Here is a 19,257-nt window from a genome sequence, read left to right on the forward strand (position 1 = left end):
TACCGAATAGGTGTATTCGAGTTTACTAATAATTGCTCAGGCTCAAGACTTAATGGTACCACCTATTTATTATCAGTTATCAGTAAGATACTATTATCAATGATATTTGTGCAGATACTAACCTGTAAGTGGTCTGCATTATACTAATTTACGCATTAATACGGATTTTTCATATGAGCATTAATATTAAATACCTAGCGCTTCATCAGTTAGTCGCAGTCACTCCCTCTCAACCTGATGAAGGCGCTCAAGTCTCATTACTTGTAAATGAGAAACTTATTGAGAATAGTCCTATTGTTGAGAGCATGATGGAAAAACTTCATCAATTATATAGTATGAAAAACAAAGGATTTGCTGTTTTTACTGATCCAAGTAATGTGAATCTATCAACTCAATCTGATGGTGAAGAGGGAGATGAGTTAGAGAATGACAAGGACACTAATGTAAATGTGGTAGGTGAATCGTTTTTGTCCTTATTTCAGTCATATTACAAAAATCAAGATGACTTCTTATCATTTTCTCTTAATGCTGCAAATAATTTAGTCGCTGAAATCAATCAATACAGTTTTGCAGAGCCTGGATTACTTTTGATGTGTCATTATCATCATGTAGCTAATGACTATCTTTTTATTGCTCAGCTAACGAATGTACATAGTACGACAGTTAATCAAGCTTTTGAGATAAAAGAAATTGATTATCTTGATATTGAAAAATCTGACATTATGGCAAGATTAGATATTACTGAATGGTCAGTTAATCAAGACTCTTCTCGTTATCTAACCTTTTTAAGAGGAAGAATAGGGCGTAAAGTAGGGGATTTTTTCTTGGATTTTTTAGGTGCAGAAACAGGTCTCGATCCAAAAGTTCAAACCCAAGCGCTTGTTCAAGCAATTGATGATTACTGTCAGCAGCATACGCTTGCTAAAGAAGAAGAAAAAGCCTATAAACAGGAAGTGTTTAGTTATTGTCAAACACAAGCAAAGCAGGGAGAGGAACTTTCTATCCAAGCACTGTCAGATTTTCTAGCACCAGACAGTAATCCTATATTAGCTAAAAAAGAGGATGTGGTGGATTTAGCGAGTTTCACACAAGAGCAAGGGTATCAATTCCCTGAATCATTTCCAGCAGATGCGAGTACTTTGAAAAAATTAACTAAGTTCTCAGGAAGCGGTGGTGGTGTGACAATTAGTTTTACATCAGCACAATTAGGTGAAAAAGTGGTTTGGGATAAAACAACTGACACATTAGTGATTAAAGGTACGCCTCCTAATTTAAGGGACCAGCTAGAGCGTTTTTACGATTAGTCATCTATCATATTAGAGAATTGACTTATCCTTAATTGATTATACCGTCGTAAAGTAAGACGTGTTCTGAAAAACTATTACAGTATGCATATACGAACTTAAGTGTATTGGGGCTTATTTTTAGTAAGTTAAGCACCCTGTAATAGGAATTCAAGAGCAATAATAGGTGGGATAAGTAGTTGGGTATGTTATTAACGTAAAAGCGTGGTCGCTTTTCTCACAAAAATAAGCCTGTACATAAAGGCTTACTTTTGTGAGCAGTTAGCCAGTCTGTTATAGGAACGTTTCCCATATTGGTTTGACATTAGCAGGTAACCAAAGATTTTTGCCTAAGTCATACCAAGGGGTAGGGTAGTGAAAATCTGAACCAACAGAAACGTATAGTTTAAATTCTTGAGCTAATTTAGCGAAATGAGTGCGCTTATCTGGTGTTAATTGACTATTTGTGACCTCAAGTGCATCTCCTCCCATTTCTGCAAATGCTTCTACAAGGCGCCTACCCCACTTACCTTTTAAGGGATAAGCAAAAGGATGGGCGAGTACAGCCTTACCTCCGGCTTTATGAATCACATCTATCGCAACTTGCATATCACACCACTCGGCACGTACATATCCAACACTACCCTTGCCTAATATTTTATCAAAGGCTTTTTGGTGAGATTTGACTTTACCTATCTGAACAAGATGCGTGGCAAAATGATTGCGGGTGAGCATGATAGGAAAGGGGGAAGATTGTGATTCGCTAAGTGAGGCTTCTATTTCACTTAAACTATTATACACTTCTATTTTCTCTAGTTTTTCAGAGATGCGCTTGGCTCTATCATAGCGAACAGTTGCTTGCGTGGCTAATAAGTTTGTTAGAGCGGGGTGGTTGATATCTAGATTGAGTCCAACGATGTGAATGTCATGAGACAGCCAGCAAGTTGATATTTCAACGCCACTAATTAATTGGATAGGGAGTTTATTTTCATTAATTTTTTTTAAAGCAAAAGGGATCGCATCGGTACAATCGTGGTCTGTGATTGCTAAATAGTTTACTTTTCGTTCAATTGCGCGTTCAATTAATAATTCAGGGGAAAACTTGCCATCGGATGCATTTGTATGAGAATGTAAATCATAAATTATTAAATTGATCACAGGGTTGCATCCTTTTTAAGTTGGTTGATTATGACAGTTAAAAGTTCAAAAAGTTCCGCGCATATACGTATCTTTACAAAAATAAGTGAAAATACAGACGATTTTGCTTTATTTACAGAAAATTTATGAAATAATGTACATCGCAAGCCAATTTAAGCTTGTGTAAATTTTATAAATAAACTTTAGTATGTGAAGTCGTTTTTGAAGTAACGATAAAGTAGCATAGTAAAGATAATAACTTAAACCTAGCAGAGGTATTAAAATGAATCGTAAAGTTCTTGCACTAGCAATTACAGCTTTATTAGCAGCTAACGCAGCTAACGCAGCTGAAATCTATAACAAAGATGGCAACAAAATTCACTTAACTGGTAAAGTTGAAGCTGATTATAAATTCCGTGATAAAGCTGCTGCTGAATATAATTATGCAGACAATAAGGTATCTGATGGTAAAGGTGAGAAAATCCATAATGAAGATAACACTTTTGCTCGTCTAGGTTTTATGGGTGAAACTCAAATCAATAGTCAATTAACTGGTTATGCTACTTTTGAGCATGAATTTAGTCAAGGTGATGCTGCTATTAATAATAGTGATGACACTCGTTATGCGTTTGTTGGTTTAAAATATGCAAATTTAGGTTCATTAGATTTTGGTCGTAACTATGGTGTTGTAGGAATTATTCGTGATTTCACAGATAATGCACCTGTATTTGGTGGTGAAGGCTTTAATGGTGAAAGAAGTACTGACGTATTCATGTTAGGTCGCGCTTCAAGTTTAGCTACTTATACAAATGAAGATTTATTTGGTTATGTGCCTGGTTTAACAACATATTTACAATACCAAGCTAAAAATTCTAAGAATGAAAATGTTTGGGATCAGCACGGCGATGGTTTTGCATTTGCGACAACCTATACTCATGAAGCTACAGGATTATCAGCGGGTTTCACCTACGCTAACAGTGATAGAGTTGATGACACTCAAGTTAATTTAGCTGATCAGGGTAAACACGCTGAAATTTGGGGCATAGCGACTAAATATGATGCAAATAATATTTATGCTGCAATTAGCTGGGCTCAAACAAATAATATGATACCTGTTAGAGATCGTGCTGGTGATATACATGAATTTGCTGATAAAACTCGTGGCCTAGAAGCAATCTTTAACTATACATTTGATTTTGGTAATAACTCTAGCTTTACACCTAGTATTGTATATAACCAAACACGTGGTAGAGATTTAGTAGGTTCTCCTGATGTCAATAATGATTTAACCAATGCATATTTAACTAAATATGTTGGCTTAGGTGCTAAATACCAATTCAATAAAAATATTGAAACTGCTGTTGGTTATAAAATCAATTTAGTAGATGAAAAAGCTGCTTATACTCAAGGTGATGCAAATATTGCTGTAGATGATCAAGTTGAAATGCGTTTAACTTACAGCTTCTAATTTAAATAGTGATACACTAGTATCATGAATTAAATTAATATATCTTAAAGACAGCAACATTGTTGCTGTCTTTTTCTATTTGGGCAATAGAAGTTTTTTAATTTACCTCATTTAATTTCCGCTATTTATTCCATTGCTTTTTAAGACTATTCTATAAAGAACAGTTAAGATTTTCGAATCCAATACACTTTAACCCTCCCACTTAAAATTGTTTTATCAACATACTTATTTGGTTTGCTTATTTAAAGCATGGATGTATACAACTTCTCAAAACTTTTTAGATGCTAGTCGTGTTGGTTTTAGCAATATTTTTTTACTCGAACGATTAAAATCATACTTTTTTGTATCATTTTACGGCACAATATGACTTGTTGTCGTCAATTGTTGTTTTTATGAAAATTCAGTTCGTTTTTATCCTCAACTTCGGAGTCTAAAATGTTTGAAAATATCCAACAAGCCCCTGCAGATCCTATTCTAGGCTTAGCCGATCTCTTTAAAGCAGATCCTCGCGCTCATAAAATTAATCTTGGTATTGGTGTTTATAAAAATGAATTTGGGGATACCCCTGTTCTAAATAGTGTTAAGAAAGCAGAAACACTTTTGCTTGAGTGTGAAAAAACCAAAAATTATTTAGGAATTGATGGACTTGCTGCTTTCGCAACCGCAACACAAGCGTTATTATTTGGTGCAGACAGTGACATTATTACAAATAAAAGAGCTTCAACGGCCCAAACACCAGGTGGCACAGGTGCTCTTCGTGTTGCAGCTGAGTTTTTAGCGAAGCATACTGGTGCTAAGCGTGTATGGATAAGTAAACCAACATGGCCAAACCATCACAGCATCTTTAAAGCGGTCGGTATCGAAGTGTTAGAGTATGCTTATTACGATGCAGAAAACCACTCTTTAGACTTAAATGGATTATTAGAGGATTTGAATCAAGCACAAGATGGAGATATTGTGTTATTTCATGGTTGTTGCCATAACCCAACAGGGATCGATCCTACACAAGGACAATGGGAACAGTTAGCTGAATTATCTAGAGCGAAAGGTTGGTTACCACTTTTTGATTTTGCTTATCAAGGTTTTGCTCGCGGATTAGAGGAAGATGCAGAAGGATTACGTGCGTTTGCCAAAAATCACCGTGAGCTGATGGTCGCAAGTTCTTATTCTAAAAATTTTGGACTCTATAATGAACGTGTGGGTGCCTGCACATTAGTTGCTGCTGATAATGAGAGTTCTGTGCGTGCGTTTAGCCAAATTAAATCCGTGATTCGTGCTAATTATTCTAATCCACCCGCTCATGGTGCATCTGTTGTCGCGACTATTTTAGATACACCTGCATTACGTCAAGAATGGGAAGAAGAATTAACGGCAATGAGAACACGTATCAAGGCGATGCGTGATAAGTTTGTTGTGTTGTTAAAAGAAAAAGGGGCAACTCAAGATTTTAGTTTTATACAAAATCAGTACGGGATGTTCTCATTTAGTGGTCTTACTAGCGATCAAGTGCAGCGTTTACGGGATGAATTTGCAGTTTATGCAGTTAGCTCAGGACGTATTAATGTTGCAGGTATGACCGATCATAATATTGAAGCGTTATGCCAAGCAATTGTTGCTGTACTTTAACTGTAGGCTAATTAAGAGTGATTGGTGTTTACTGGCGTAATTTTGGTTGTACGTTGTATTGACTTATCTCTGTAAACGCCTATTAATCCAAAGTTCACACTTGTTTTTACTCTATCTATGTTTTTTTGAGATGGTAAAAGTCTTGTGTGAACTGATGTTTCAAGATTAATCAATATCCGGATGTTTAGCACATATGCTTAATACAGATGTTCAGTACAGATGTTTAGTTTGTACTTTTTGTAAGTGGTTAATAAATAGAGTATAAGTCAAAATCATTTTGATTGGCTACTTTAATTACTGCCCTAATATAAGCACTTATGATGCTAGTTGTACTGATAGCTAGTCGTTGCAAGTATGATATAGGGGGAGTGCTATTATCTTTTTGTATTACCTCATCTGTCTTACCCTTGTAAATCGTATCAATCTTTTCCATTCCTCTGCCGTTTCCAAATGTAACGCACCTAGCCAACGTTATTAAATATTTTTTGATGCTCATAAATCATTTGTTATTATAATCCATTGGTTTTTTGATTTTGTGTTGTATCGTTTTAGTTCTTACAATTGAAGTGACATGATGATTTTAGGATATTCGTTAGTGATAAAGGTAATCTTTTAATTTTATCCTTTACACCTCTTTTGTTTATCCCTATTGAAGTGTATGATTTTAGAGTGTATGGCTATTGTTAATTAGAGAACTAGTGATTGTTAACATGTGGCTAATTTCAAATTGGTATTATTTACATAGCCATGGTTAGATGATCGTTTGATAATAGCAATCATAATCATTCATTGTATCTAGATGAGGTTCTAGTAATAAAAGGCTTCATTTTAGGTTTTGAAATATAAATAAAAAACTACACATGGATAAGTAGTTAAATTTACTCATAAGAAAAAGGAATAACATGAATCCATTAGATAAAATTAAACTCACCAACCCAATTCATTTGTTGGCGGTTGGATTGGGTAGTGGTCTTTCTCCTAAGGCACCAGGGACTTTTGGTTCTATTGCCGCAATCCCTATTTGGCTTTTATTCTATCAATTGCCTGATTTATACTACGGTATTTTATTACTGATAATGACTTTTGCAGGTATTTATATTTGTGATAAAACTGCAAAAGATATGGGAGAGCATGATCATGGCAGTATCGTATTTGATGAGTTTGTCGGTATGTGGATTACCTTATGGTTGATTCCATCGTTTCATTGGCTATGGATTGTGATTGCTTTTTTACTCTTTCGTTTATTTGATATCTGGAAACCTTGGCCTATAGGGTGGTTTGACCGAAAAGTAGATGGTGGTGTCGGTATTATGATTGATGATATATGGGCAGGCATATTCGCTGCATTTTGTTTATGGGCACTAGGTGCGTTATATCAATTAATTTAATGATTAAATCCGTTATCGTAAGCTTGTAAGAATAGATAGCGTGCTTATTAGGCTTTGATGTAATGGATTATCAATAATTCAGTATTATACAAAATGTCATTAGCACTGTTTCAATAAAACCATACCTAAATCGAGCAATACTTATTAATAAAGAATGTTTTGATTCTTTGGTTTTTTAACATTAAGCGGTTGCTTTAGTTATAGATAAGTATGCGCACCTAAGAAGTGTTTTAAGTATTAGATGTTAAATCATATGACCTTAAAGGAGAGATTATGCAAAAGCGTAAAACAGTGTTACCAGCTGATTTTTTATGGGGTGGAGCGGTAGCCGCACATCAATTAGAAGGTGGATGGAATAAAGGCGGAAAAGGCATGAGTACCGCTGATGTCATGACGGCAGGTGCACATGGTGTTAGGCGTGAAATCACAGATGGTGTGATAGAAGGTAAGTACTATCCAAATCATGAAGCGATAGATTTTTATACTCACTATAAAGAAGATATTAAACTTTTTGCTGAAATGGGATTTAAATGTTTTCGAACTTCAATCGCATGGACCCGTATTTTTCCAAATGGCGATGAGCTCACTCCAAATGAAGAAGGTCTTCAATTTTATGATGATTTGTTCGATGAATGTTTACGTTATGGCATTGAGCCTGTCATTACGTTATCTCACTTCGAGATGCCTTATCATCTTGTTAAAACCTATGGCGGCTGGCGTAATCGTCGTCTAATCGAATTTTTTGCCAGGTTTGCTGAGGTTTGCTTTAAACGTTATCATAAAAAAGTGACTTATTGGATGACGTTTAACGAAATTAACAATCAAGCTAACTTCCAAGATGACTTTGGTCCTTTTACGAACTCAGGCATTAAATTTAAACCAGAGGATAACCGTGAGCAAGTGATGTATCAGGCTGCGCATTATGAATTGGTCGCAAGTGCACTCGCAACTAAAATTGCTCATAGTATCGATCCTGCGATGCAAATTGGCTGTATGATAGCAATGTGCCCAATCTATCCCTATTCATGCAAACCTGACGATATATTAATGGCCCAAAGCGGTATGCAAAAACGCTATTGGTTTGCTGATGTGCATGCTCGTGGGCATTATCCTGCTTATATTGAACGTTACTTTGAGCGTAAGGGATTTGAGTTAGACATTACTTATGAAGATTTAGCTATTTTAGAAGTTGGAACGGTTGATTATATCGGCTTTAGCTACTACATGTCTTTTGCGATTGAATCACGTGCTGATAATCCTTTATTTGATTATGATGAAAATCGTGATTTGGTTAAAAACCCTCATGTCGAAGCCTCTGACTGGGGATGGCAAATCGATCCGAAAGGATTGCGCTATGCGATGAGCTGGTTTTATGAACGATATGAATTACCTTTATTCATTGTTGAAAACGGCTTCGGTGCAATCGATCAAAAAGAAGCTGATGGGACAGTGAATGATGAGTACCGTATTGAATACCTTAAAGCGCATATTGAGCAGATGAAAATTTCTGTTGATCAAGATGGTGTTGACTTAATTGGCTATACGCCTTGGGGTTGTATTGATCTTATCTCGTACGGCACAGGCGAAATGAAAAAACGTTATGGCTTTATTTTTGTGGATAAGAACAATGATGGCAGCGGGACTTTAGCACGTAGTCGTAAGCGGTCATTTGAGTGGTATAAGCAAGTTATCGCAAGTAATGGTGAAATTTTATAGCTAAAAATGTTGCAGTAAATTTGAACTAATTAGTATGATCCTTAAAGTGCAGATTAGATGTGCTTTAGGTGAATGCGAATTAGGAATGACTTACCTCGTTAAAAACGATCATTTAGGTGGTCGTTTTTTTATTTGTTTGTCTATGATTAGATCTAAGAGATCTTAGTCATCACAAAAAATTCTTCAGCATAGAAAGATTGATTGCTCTGATTTTTTAAGATTAGAATTAATATGATTAGCTACTGCGATTAGTAATGTATATTAATGAGGTATGAGAGTGCTTGATTGATTTTTATCTGTCTGGGTAGGGTTAATTACATTCTATTAATGAGATGATGGATTTTGAAAGCATCTTATTTATGGTAAAGTAGTAAGATATTTTAAATCGTCAGGATAAGAGTTATAAATGCAATCGATAACATTTGATATACAAGATTTAGATGAGATTCAGTTTGAATTACCTATTGGTGTAGAGCAATTTACAACAGAGATTGAAGGACTTTACCTTTCTGGGTTACGTGCAGGGCAGAGAGATAAACCTACTTTAGTATTTATTCATGGGCAATATGCAGGCGCTGAAAGTTGGCTATTACAGCTTGGATGTGAAAAGCTCCAAGCGCATTATCATTTATTGGCATGGCACGCACCAGGTTATGGGCAGAGTGAACATTGGTCGCATACCAATCCAAGTGCATTAAATTTTGTTTTGATGTTACGAGAATGGCTTATTACGCTTGTTGATAAACCCGTTGTCTTGGTTGGACATGGATTAGGTTCATTGATTGCGTGCGCCTATGCAGCTAGATTTCCTATGCAAGTAAGTGGTTTGCTACTAACAGCCCCAGCAATTGGATATGCAAAAGCGGGCGTTTTTAGGAAAAAGCAAGGCAACCAAGATAATTACATGTTAAATACTTTTGGGTTGATGTCTTATGCAAAAGAAAGGTTGAATGATCTGATTGTGCCTAATTCAGATACGATAAGTGATGAAGATAGCGCTAGCTTTCGAGTTATGTTCAACTTACCAGCTGATGCACCACTTGAATTTTATTTAACAGGTGAAGATTGGCAAATGTGCGTAAGACGTATCTTAAAGAGTTTACTTGCTTTAAATGCCGAAGCCTTTGCAGGGACATCTTGGACTTTAATGAATGAAGATATTGAAACGTATCGACACTATTTTCATGGTTATACGGAGGTTTGGGCTGGTGAATTTGACTTAATATCAAGGCAGCATGAAGCATACAGATTAGCTGTTCGGTATCATTCAAATTATGAATTATTTAAAGGAGTAGGACATCTATTCCAAATAGAAAACCCAACCTTATTTAATCATAATTTAATAGCATATATGGCTAATAAAGAGAATGCTGAGCGAATCAAGCGCGAAGAAGAAGATAATTTTTAACACTACTTAAATTTATTAACCTTATTACTTTAATTATCTAGTGGTTTGTATGCGCCTTGGAGTTAGGATGTTTTGATATGTGAATGCTCTGATGGCGAATACTTGAAATATTAAGCGTGTTAATTTTATTTAAATTAATCTAATCGAATATTGTCCGATATATCCTGTTTAATTACTAAGACATGAAGGCAAAATAATTACTGTAATGATAAATTGATTTTCTTAAGTCGTGCATAGCTGGCCAAAACTAGTGTTTTAGTAAACAATTTAGAAACGAATTTTAAGAGGTTCTCTAGCCATACCTAAAATATAGATTGTTAAATTTAGCAGAGAAAATAATAAACATGCATGGAAAGAGTCTCAATGAAATTGAGATAGTGAGTCAATTTTTTAAATAAGTACTTGTTCTTAAACTCTATTTAATAGATGAAAATATTTAGTATCTAATTATCAAAATACAAAAGGAAAATTTATGTCAAAAAAAATGATTGTTTCGGGTGCAACGGTACTCATATTAGCAGGCATTTATGCTGGTGCAACCTTTTACACTGGGAACCAAATCCAAAAACAAATGCCTGTAATGATTGAAAATGCCAATCTGTACCTTCAAGCAAAAAATATTCCTTATACACTTGTTGTAAGCGATGTGAAACAAGGTTTTTTTTCTAGCCAAGCTAAATTAACTTTGCAATCAGAACAAATGCCTGAACTTTCGTTCGATGTGACGACAAAAAATGGCCCACTGCCAGGTTTTAGTCAATTTGGCATGGTAGCGTTTGAAGCAACGTTAAATGATGATGCATCCCTTAAAGAAATTTTTGAAACGGCACAAGCCCCGATATTAGTCACAGCTGATGGAAGAATTTCATTTGCTGGCGATCTGAATATGGGGATTGCTATCTCACCTTTAGGTAAATCAATTGGGATGAATGAGTTAGATATTAATTCAGATAAAATCACATTGGCAATTGATTATCAAAAAAATAATACATTTACTTGGCAGGCTAGTACACCTAAATTATCGCTTACTCAGCTTATAAATCGTGTTCAAAGTAGTTTAGTATTAGAAGGCATTACGCTATCAGGTGAAAATAAGCCTAATGCTTCTGGTTTAAATGATGTAGTACATTCAATTAAGCTTGATAAAGTTGATTTGATTAATGGCGCTGAGCCAAGATTCTCAGGTAAATTAGCAAATTTACAGGCGACTTCAACGCTGACCAGTAAAGATGAGCTTGCTGGTGCATCATATAAAATCGATGCTAAGGATATCAAATTTGGTAATATTGAGTTCAATGAACTGAATTTGCTTGCCGCCATTACCAATATGCCAGTATCAAGCCTAGCAGAGCAAAACCAGTTTGCTGCTTATTTTATGCCTATGATTTTAAATCAAGCAACCACTTTAAATGATGAAGCGGTTTTATCAACTCATCCGAAATTAGATATATCAAGTCTAGAAATGAGCAATCAAAAAGGACTTTTGGCAGGACAAGCAAGCGTAGAATTTAATGTTGCGAAGAAGCCTGAGGCAAGTACCAGGAATGCAGAAGCCTTGCTTAAAGGTTTGCCTCTTTCATCAGCATTAATCGATGTAAAAGCAGATAAATCGTTTTTAACTGATTTCATAAGTCAATTTAATCAAATGAATCTAGGAATTGAAAAAGAGAAAGCTTTGAAAAGTGCAGAAGAAATGCTGGCAAGTATTCTTGAGATGTCTCAGCTATATGGCGGAATCTTAAATGCAAATGACACTCAAGTTACATTCAATTTATCCATCGAAAATGGAGTTGGTAAGCTTAATCAAGCGCCTTTGACTGAACAAAGAATGGGGCAATTATTAGGGGTAATGTTTGCGCCTAGCCCGTTTAAAACAAAAGAAGTTGCGCCTATTACTGATGAAGATGTGAGCGATACACCTGCCGTTGAGTAATAGTATTCATTTTAATTAGATGAGCCAATAACGTTGGCTTGTCTTATTTATCATAAAGTTTTTTATTTTATAACAATAATATATTCTCTTAGCTGAAATCCTCTTAGTTTAGGGAGGATTTAATCGCTACTTAGTGCTAAATTGGATTGAGTATTTGCAGGGTAGGACACTTTTTAATGCTTAGTTAATGCAGCAAAATGATTTAATATGACTTAAACTTGGCGTTTAGCCCAAATCTAAAGATGACAAAGGAAAGTGCTATGCAAATTATATTTTATCATCCAACCGCTGATTTTTTACGTTGGCAAGCAGCGCTTAAGGCGCATTTACCCCATGTTGTACTTCATAATTATAAACAACTCCCAGATAATATTGTACTAGATGAAATTCAATATGCGCTTGTTTGGGCACCTCCTGTTGAAATGCTCCAACAATTTAAGCAACTTAAAGGTATTTTCGTTTTAGGCGCTGGTGTTGATGCGCTTTTATCAAAAGCCGCCCTCGACCCTGATTATTTACCAGAATCTGTACCAGTTATGCGTATAGAAGATGGGGGAATGTCTGAGCAGATGATAGAGTATGCTTTAAGCCGTGTATTTCACTATTTTAGGCGATTTGATGAGTACGAGAGATTACAAAGACAAGGTCAATGGCAACCTCTTGAGTCTTTTGAGTATGAAACCTTTAACATTGGTATTTTGGGAGCTGGCATCCTTGGCCAAGCTGTTGCTACTGCTTTAGTGTCTCATGGTTTTAAAGTTAAATTATATAGCAGGACACAAAAGCAATTTAATTCAATCGATCATTTTGCAGGTAGTGAGCAGTTGCCTGCGTTTTTATCTGGTACAAAACTATTGATTAATTTATTACCTAATACACCAAAGACTCAAGGTATGATTAATTCTCAGTTACTCAGTCAGTTAGAAACAGGAGCTTACTTAATTAATCTAGCTAGAGGCGCACATGTTATTGAACCAGATTTATTGATAATGATTGAATCAGGGCAAATTGCAGGGGCAAGTCTTGATGTATTTGTTAAAGAGCCTTTAGAATGTAATCACCCTTTTTGGCGAAACGACAGAATCTTTATCACACCACATATCGCAGCAGTAACAAAACTAGATGAAGCGGTTTCTCAGATTGTGAATAATATAGGTGCAATCGAAAAAAATGCGCCTGTAACAGGGTTAGTGAACAGGCAACTAGGCTACTAATTTTTAAAGGTACTGCCCTGTTTATTTATTACCCTAGTCACGTATCTTTTTGGGTATATCAATTGTATCTTCTTAAATAAGTATGTTTTTTGATATCTAAAATGATGGATCTATACTAGGTATTTTTGTTAGAGCATGGATAGGCATAAAACTTCACAGCCTGATATTGATCAGTTTTCAATCGATTCCTAGTATCTCATTATGCGATAGCGCTTGAGGATTTTTGTGTGTTTTTTACACCATACTGGTGAGTCGATTGGAAAAAATGAAAAAAATAATCTATTGCGTTTTAATGTTGCTAACTTTATCACAGTCTGCTTTAGCAGAAAGTGCTTATGAATTAGGCAACCCTCTTTTTGTCAAAATTAAAATAACAGATGTGTATCATCCTTTATTAATTGATGCTGATAAAAATTTGGTCATAAAGGACTTTTTGCAGCATCTTTCTATTGAGGGGGCTTATTACACGCCCAAAGAAATCGAGGGCGTGACCCAGAAATCATCTTTATACTTTGAACGAGATATTACAACAGGGATAGGATTCGATAAAAAAGTGACCCAAATTACGGTACCTAATCAGCCCGTTACTATTATCAATAGATCAAATCATGAGGTGATATTAAGCATTCCGAGTACGGTTGATCAATACTGGGTAGCGAATATCCTTACCCTTGAACTGAGTAATAAAGATTTGCTCAGAACGCTACTTAAAGATGATGAGGTTGATTATCTTTGTTTGGATGGTTACTTACCAAGTGTATTGCTCCGGAGTGAAAATTTATCTCTAGAATCAATGGATATTGACTTTAATATAGGAAAATGTTTCCATACACCCATTACCTTCAAATTCGTAGTGAGTATTGCTGATAGCATAGAACAATTATCTCAAAATATGCCTGACGATAAGATTGCAGATGAAAAAAAGAAGCGACTTTAGCAAATTTTGTTAATCGTCTAAATGCTTATCAATACCGACCATTTAAGATAGTGTCAGACATTCCTTTATTAAATGGATTATTTGGTTTTGAATATGATAGATTCAGTTTAGAGCCGATCACGCTTAATGAGCAAAGTAAAACAACAACATTACTTGGTCGCTATGAAAAAAAAGGCGAGTTCACTGGTATTCAAGCTAAAGGCTATTTGCAAGACTATTTTGGCGTGACAAGTGAAACGCAAGCTAAAAGGCAAAATATTGAAATCCTACGCATCGAAAATATGATGCCGGGTGAATGGATTGAAATTCATACTCTATTTTTTAGAGATAGACTCATCGATTTTAAAGCATTTAGCTCAAGACTATGTGGTGTTGAATCAAAACGTCAGATCTCAAACTTGAGCAATTATGAACTGAAAACAATACTAACCATATCAGAACTTGGTAAGCTTCCTCAAGAGCATTGTCAACAGATACGAGATAGCATTTCTAAGCTTAGCTCCATGCCCGATAAACAATTAGAAAATCAGATGTTATTGCTGAAGCATGATATCGAGACATCTACGATTGAGGAGTAAGTGATCATATTTTTCGAGTGCATTTTGCTTGGAAAGGTAAGTGGGCGAATGATTGAATGCCAAGCATATTTTAAATTATTGATATTAAATTGTTTTATTTTTTGTGCCTTGTCATTGTGGCTTTAGTCGGGTATACTGAATCATTATTTTAAATATTTTCTTTAAAAATAATAAGTTAAAAAATACGTATTTCTACTCTCAAGCTATTTCTAAGTTACTTATACAGTAGTGGCTCTGGACGTTAGCTTTCATCTTTGCTGCACAAATCGTGTTCGCATACTCATGTGCTTATTAGCATATCGTAATTCAGTTGTTAAAATTTTTCTTATCCGAGTTAATTTTTTGATAGCTGTTTGCACCAAGCATTCTTAATGCGATGTTTAAAAAAGAACGGAGGACGCATGACAGTCATAGATTCACAATTTACTCGTCTATATAGATCATTTATAGGCTACTTTAATCTCAATCCATTTATCTTTATTACTGCTAACTTAAGTATCATTACCTTGGTCCTTAGCAGTATTTTTTACCAATCAACCCTACAGCGTGTGTTTGGTAAGATACAAAACTGGGTATTAAATGATGCAGGTTGGTTCTATGTCTTTAGTGTCGCTGCGATTTTACTTTCAGTGATCATTTTAGCAGTTAGTCGACTTGGAGAAATTAAGTTAGGACTTGATCACGATAGTCCTGATTACACTAAAACCACTTGGTTTGCTATGTTGTTTTCAACGGGCATGGGAATTGGATTGATGTTTTTTGGTGTTGCTGAGCCTCTGATTCATTTTATGACTCCGCCTATTGGAGAGGGAAGTAATGTACAGGCCGCAAAAGAGGCCATGAAAATTACATTTTTCCATTGGGGGTTACATGCATGGGCTATCTATGCAATTGTTGGTATTATATTGGCCTTTTTTAGCTTTCGTCATAATTTACCTTTAAGCTTGAGATCAGCGCTATATCCTTTCATCAAAGATAGAATCTATGGTCCAATTGGTGATTGTGTGGATCTATTCGCATTAGTCGGAACTTTATTTGGTATTGCGACCTCTTTAGGATTCGGAGTTGCACAAATTAATAGTGGTCTTAATTTTTTATTTAACTTACCTGAAACTGAGTGGGTCCAGATTATTTTAATTATTATCGCTATGGGACTAGCCACTATCTCAGTAACAACAGGTCTGGATAAAGGCATTAAATTTTTGTCTCAAGCGAATTTAATCTTGGCTGTGATTCTCATGGTTGCTGTATTAATTGCAGGCCCAACGACTTTTTTATTCAAAACTTTTTTGCAAAATTCAGGTGCCTATTTATCTGAAATTGTGGATAAAACCTTTAATATGTATGCGTATGAGCCAAATGATTGGATTGGTGGCTGGACGCTATTTTATTGGGGCTGGTGGTTATCGTGGTCTCCTTTTGTTGGACTTTTTATTGCGCGTATTTCTAAAGGACGGACGATAAGGGAATTTGTCTTTGGCGTTTTATTCATTCCAACTGGGTTTACATTTTTATGGATGACTATTTTTGGTAATTCAGCGATTGATTTGGTGCTTAATCAAGGTGCAGATACTCTAGCACAACTTGCAACTGATAATGCACCGGTAGCGCTTTTTGCATTTTTTGATTATTTACCTGCCTCAACACTATTTTCAATTCTAGCATTAGTGATGGTGATTGTCTTTTTTGTTACCTCCGCAGATTCTGGCGCTTTGGTGATTGATATGCTTGCCTCTGGGAAAAAATCACACTCACCAGCAGTTCAACGAGCGTATTGGTCTATTCTCATTGGTATTGTTGCGATTGCATTATTAGCAACAGGAGGCTTACAAGCCATGCAGGCAGTTACCATTGCAAGTGCTTTTCCATTTACCTTGATTTTACTCATCTCAATTATGGGGCTGTTTAAGGCCTTAAAAGTAGATGCAACGAAACAAGCATTAAGATATCAAATGCTTAATACTGCATCAAGTGGAAATGAAACCCGTCTATCTTGGCAAAAAAGAATGCGAACATTAACTACTTTTGCTAGGCGTAGTCATGTTGAGCGCTTTTTAGACGAAGTGGTTGAGCCTGCATTCGAACTAGTCTGTGATGAATGGAAAAAACAAGGGATACAGACCGTTATCACTAGAGGCGAAGAAAAAAGCATTAAGTTAGAAGTGCAGCATGGCTCGGAAATGGATTTTATCTATGAAATTGTGCCAAATGCTTATATCAAGCCTGATTTTGCTCAAGATAGTGCAGAACAGGGGGACAATGCTAAATACTTTAGAGCGGATGTTTATCTGAGAGAAGGAGGACAAAATTATGATGTGATGGGATGGCACCGTGATGAAGTCATTAGTGATATTATTGAACAGTATGAAAGGCATTTACATTTTCTACATTTATTACGGTAAATCTTGAGTCGAATAGACAGTTATCTTAACTTGGCTGATATTTAAGTCAGCCTGAACTGTTTTGGCGATAGCGTTTAATGAAGACTTATTGATGATGATTAATCTATGCAGTCTATTAATCTGTATACTACATTTTTGTAGAACTTCTGATGAGTGATGTCTATACTCTTTAATCACTCGACAAATATTGTTTTCAATCCACGAATAATCAATCAATTGTATTTTTTAAGGTGTTGATTGATTTGTCAGTGGGTGTGTTATGCTGAGTCAATAAGGAATACAGATGAATATTATGACTGCTGAGCAGGCAATTTTAAAACGCTCAATTCGATTCACTATTATTTTAGCCTCTTTGGGAATTAGTTTTGGTTTGGTGTCGGGCTCACTTGCCATTGTTTTTGATGGGATGTTTTCTGCAGTTGACGCAGGAATGTGTAGTTTAGCTTTTTTGGTATCAAAAATTTTAGCTCAGCCCGATAATCGCAAGTTTCAATATGGATTTTGGCACCTAGAGCCACTGGTACTAGCATTTAATGGCAGCATATTAACTTTCATTTGTATCTATGCATTTATTGGGGCTATTTTAGATATTATGGCAGGGGGACGAGATTTAACGCTTGGCTTTGCCATGATCTACTCGGCGGCTGTTAGTTTTATGGCATTTTGGATTTATGCTAAACATAAACGTTTAAATAGAAAAATTGAGTCTGATCTAGTGGCACTAGATACACAAAGTTGGTTTATGGCTGCAAGTATTAGTGCATCACTGCTTGTTGCATTTACGTTAGCCTTGATTCTACAGCAAACTCAATATGCATATTTAAGTCGTTATATGGACTCAGGCGTGCTGCTAGTATTGATCGTTTGGTTAATCCCAAAACCAATTAAAATGGCAACTGCAGCGATAAAAGAGGTGCTGCAAATGACGCCTGAAAGTTTAAATAATTCAGTGACTAGTTTAATGGAACGACTTAAACTAGGTTATGGATTTAAGCATTATCGATTTTATGCAACTCAAATTGGCCGAGGTATGTTTATCGAAATTCATGTAGTGGTAGACGGTGAGCTAGCCCAAAAAGGAGTCGCTTATTTTGATGAAATCAGGCAGGCGATCAGTGATGAATTAGGTGACAACGATGGAGAGATGTGGTTCACAGTTTCATTCACCTGTGATGAAAAATGGATATAAGCACTTTGTATGCTATATTTAATCTGATTACTTGATATTCCCTTATTGGAAACGTCTAAGTAGGTTAAATTCAGTACGATATGTCTATATTTTAATCTCTTGCTAAATGAATGTTAAAATATTTAAAATTGTTAACTGAAATGACTTCACTTTTAGTCAATTAAGACTTAATATTGAATGAGAATTTGTAAGTCACTTAGCTATATTACTAGATTAACAAATAACTTTAATTGTATCGAATAAAAAACACCCTCGTCACTTTAGCGGCGGGGGTGTTTTTTATTGGTAAATCAAAGAAATGTTATAAATTATTTAATCATGAGATACGAATTACGACAGATATATTACCAGTGTTCTTTATGTTGCTAAGAAACTTGTTTGACCTAGGTATTTTATATGGTTGTGATTCATAAAGATTGTTAAGAGTAAGGGATACAAACTAAATTTAAATAGCGAAAAAACGCTTAAGAACTAAAATAGGTATGCTTAAGCATAGGAGAATATCATGGGCAAACCAACAATTATAATTAACGAGCTTGATGCTGAACGTTTAGATGCGCTGCTATCAAGCGCTGAATTTGTAAATAGTCCAATCGCAAATGCCTTGAATGCTGAATTAGATAGAGCTGATATTGTTTCACCTATAGACGTTCCAGCAAATGTGGTGAGCATGAATAGCCAAATCGAATTTTTAGATATGAACAGTGGTGAAACGTTCATTCGTACGCTGGTTTATCCTGCTTCGGTTAAAGATCGTGCAGAGCATATTTCGGTTATGGCACCGATAGGCGCTGCGCTATTAGGGTTAGCGGTAGGGGATGAAATGACCTGGACACTTCCTAATGGTACCGCAAGTAAAATCAAGGTTGTGTCGATTTTATACCAACCAGAAGCGGCTGGTGAATTACATCGATAAGCAAGACATTCCAAATTGCTATTGAATATCGCCTTATAGAATTTGTATAAGTTTTTTATGAG

14 protein-coding genes are annotated in these 19,257 nt (G+C 35.6%); 13 read left to right on the forward strand and 1 reads right to left on the reverse strand.

The genetic code is table 11. From position 1 onward, the window contains the following. The first annotated feature begins 173 nt into the window (after positions 1-173). Entirely contained in the window at positions 174-1,304 is a 1,131-nt protein-coding gene (yejK, locus tag BMW37_RS06065) for a nucleoid-associated protein YejK (RefSeq protein ID WP_093318613.1), read from the forward strand. Between the two features lie 273 nt (positions 1,305-1,577). On the opposite strand, the gene BMW37_RS06070 is transcribed toward yejK, so the two are convergent. Further along, entirely contained in the window at positions 1,578-2,441 is an 864-nt protein-coding gene (locus BMW37_RS06070; RefSeq protein WP_245711032.1) for a PHP domain-containing protein, read from the reverse strand. A 262-nt stretch (positions 2,442-2,703) separates the two neighbouring features. On the opposite strand from BMW37_RS06070, the gene BMW37_RS06075 reads away from it, so the two are divergent. The 12 genes from BMW37_RS06075 to rnk all read left to right on the forward strand — a co-directional run bounded on the left by BMW37_RS06075 (position 2,704) and on the right by rnk (position 19,195). Next, the gene (locus BMW37_RS06075; protein ID WP_093318614.1) at positions 2,704-3,888 is read left to right on the forward strand and encodes a porin; all 1,185 of its coding nucleotides are present in this window, start codon (positions 2,704-2,706) and stop codon (positions 3,886-3,888) included. Positions 3,889-4,323: 435 nt separating this feature from the next. Next, positions 4,324-5,514 carry an amino acid aminotransferase gene (locus tag BMW37_RS06080; protein WP_093318618.1) on the forward strand — a complete coding sequence of 397 codons (1,191 nt, stop codon included), beginning with the start codon at positions 4,324-4,326 and terminating at the stop codon, positions 5,512-5,514. A gap of 902 nt (positions 5,515-6,416) precedes the next feature. Beyond that, complete coding sequence (locus tag BMW37_RS06090) at positions 6,417-6,902, forward strand: phosphatidylglycerophosphatase A (RefSeq protein ID WP_093318624.1); 486 nt, start codon at positions 6,417-6,419, stop codon at positions 6,900-6,902. A 273-nt stretch (positions 6,903-7,175) separates the two neighbouring features. Next, complete coding sequence (locus tag BMW37_RS06095; RefSeq protein ID WP_093318626.1) at positions 7,176-8,618, forward strand: 6-phospho-beta-glucosidase; 1,443 nt, start codon at positions 7,176-7,178, stop codon at positions 8,616-8,618. Between the two features lie 406 nt (positions 8,619-9,024). After that, entirely contained in the window at positions 9,025-10,026 is a 1,002-nt protein-coding gene (locus BMW37_RS06100; RefSeq protein ID WP_093318628.1) for an alpha/beta hydrolase, read from the forward strand. A gap of 472 nt (positions 10,027-10,498) precedes the next feature. Then, entirely contained in the window at positions 10,499-11,959 is a 1,461-nt protein-coding gene (locus BMW37_RS06105; RefSeq protein ID WP_093318630.1) for a YdgA family protein, read from the forward strand. Between the two features lie 260 nt (positions 11,960-12,219). Beyond that, the gene (locus BMW37_RS06110; RefSeq protein WP_093318632.1) at positions 12,220-13,173 is read left to right on the forward strand and encodes an NAD(P)-dependent oxidoreductase; all 954 of its coding nucleotides are present in this window, start codon (positions 12,220-12,222) and stop codon (positions 13,171-13,173) included. Between the two features lie 265 nt (positions 13,174-13,438). Beyond that, positions 13,439-14,110, forward strand: a complete 672-nt coding sequence (locus BMW37_RS06115) for a hypothetical protein (RefSeq protein ID WP_093318633.1) — start codon at positions 13,439-13,441, stop codon at positions 14,108-14,110. 50 nt (positions 14,111-14,160) lie between these two features. Next, positions 14,161-14,688, forward strand: coding sequence for a hypothetical protein (locus BMW37_RS06120; RefSeq protein WP_093318635.1), 528 nt, complete (start codon positions 14,161-14,163; stop codon positions 14,686-14,688). Between the two features lie 401 nt (positions 14,689-15,089). Beyond that, a complete protein-coding gene (locus BMW37_RS06125; RefSeq protein WP_093318636.1) occupies positions 15,090-17,090 on the forward strand; it encodes a BCCT family transporter in 2,001 nt (666 codons plus the stop codon). A gap of 283 nt (positions 17,091-17,373) precedes the next feature. Then, complete coding sequence (locus tag BMW37_RS06130; RefSeq protein WP_093318637.1) at positions 17,374-18,279, forward strand: cation diffusion facilitator family transporter; 906 nt, start codon at positions 17,374-17,376, stop codon at positions 18,277-18,279. A 505-nt stretch (positions 18,280-18,784) separates the two neighbouring features. Continuing rightward, positions 18,785-19,195 carry a nucleoside diphosphate kinase regulator gene (gene rnk / locus BMW37_RS06135; protein ID WP_093318638.1) on the forward strand — a complete coding sequence of 137 codons (411 nt, stop codon included), beginning with the start codon at positions 18,785-18,787 and terminating at the stop codon, positions 19,193-19,195. Positions 19,196-19,257 lie beyond the last annotated feature (62 nt).

The organism is Thorsellia anophelis DSM 18579 (assembly GCF_900111395.1).
GTDB classification, from domain to species: Bacteria; Pseudomonadota; Gammaproteobacteria; order Enterobacterales; family Thorselliaceae; genus Thorsellia; species Thorsellia anophelis.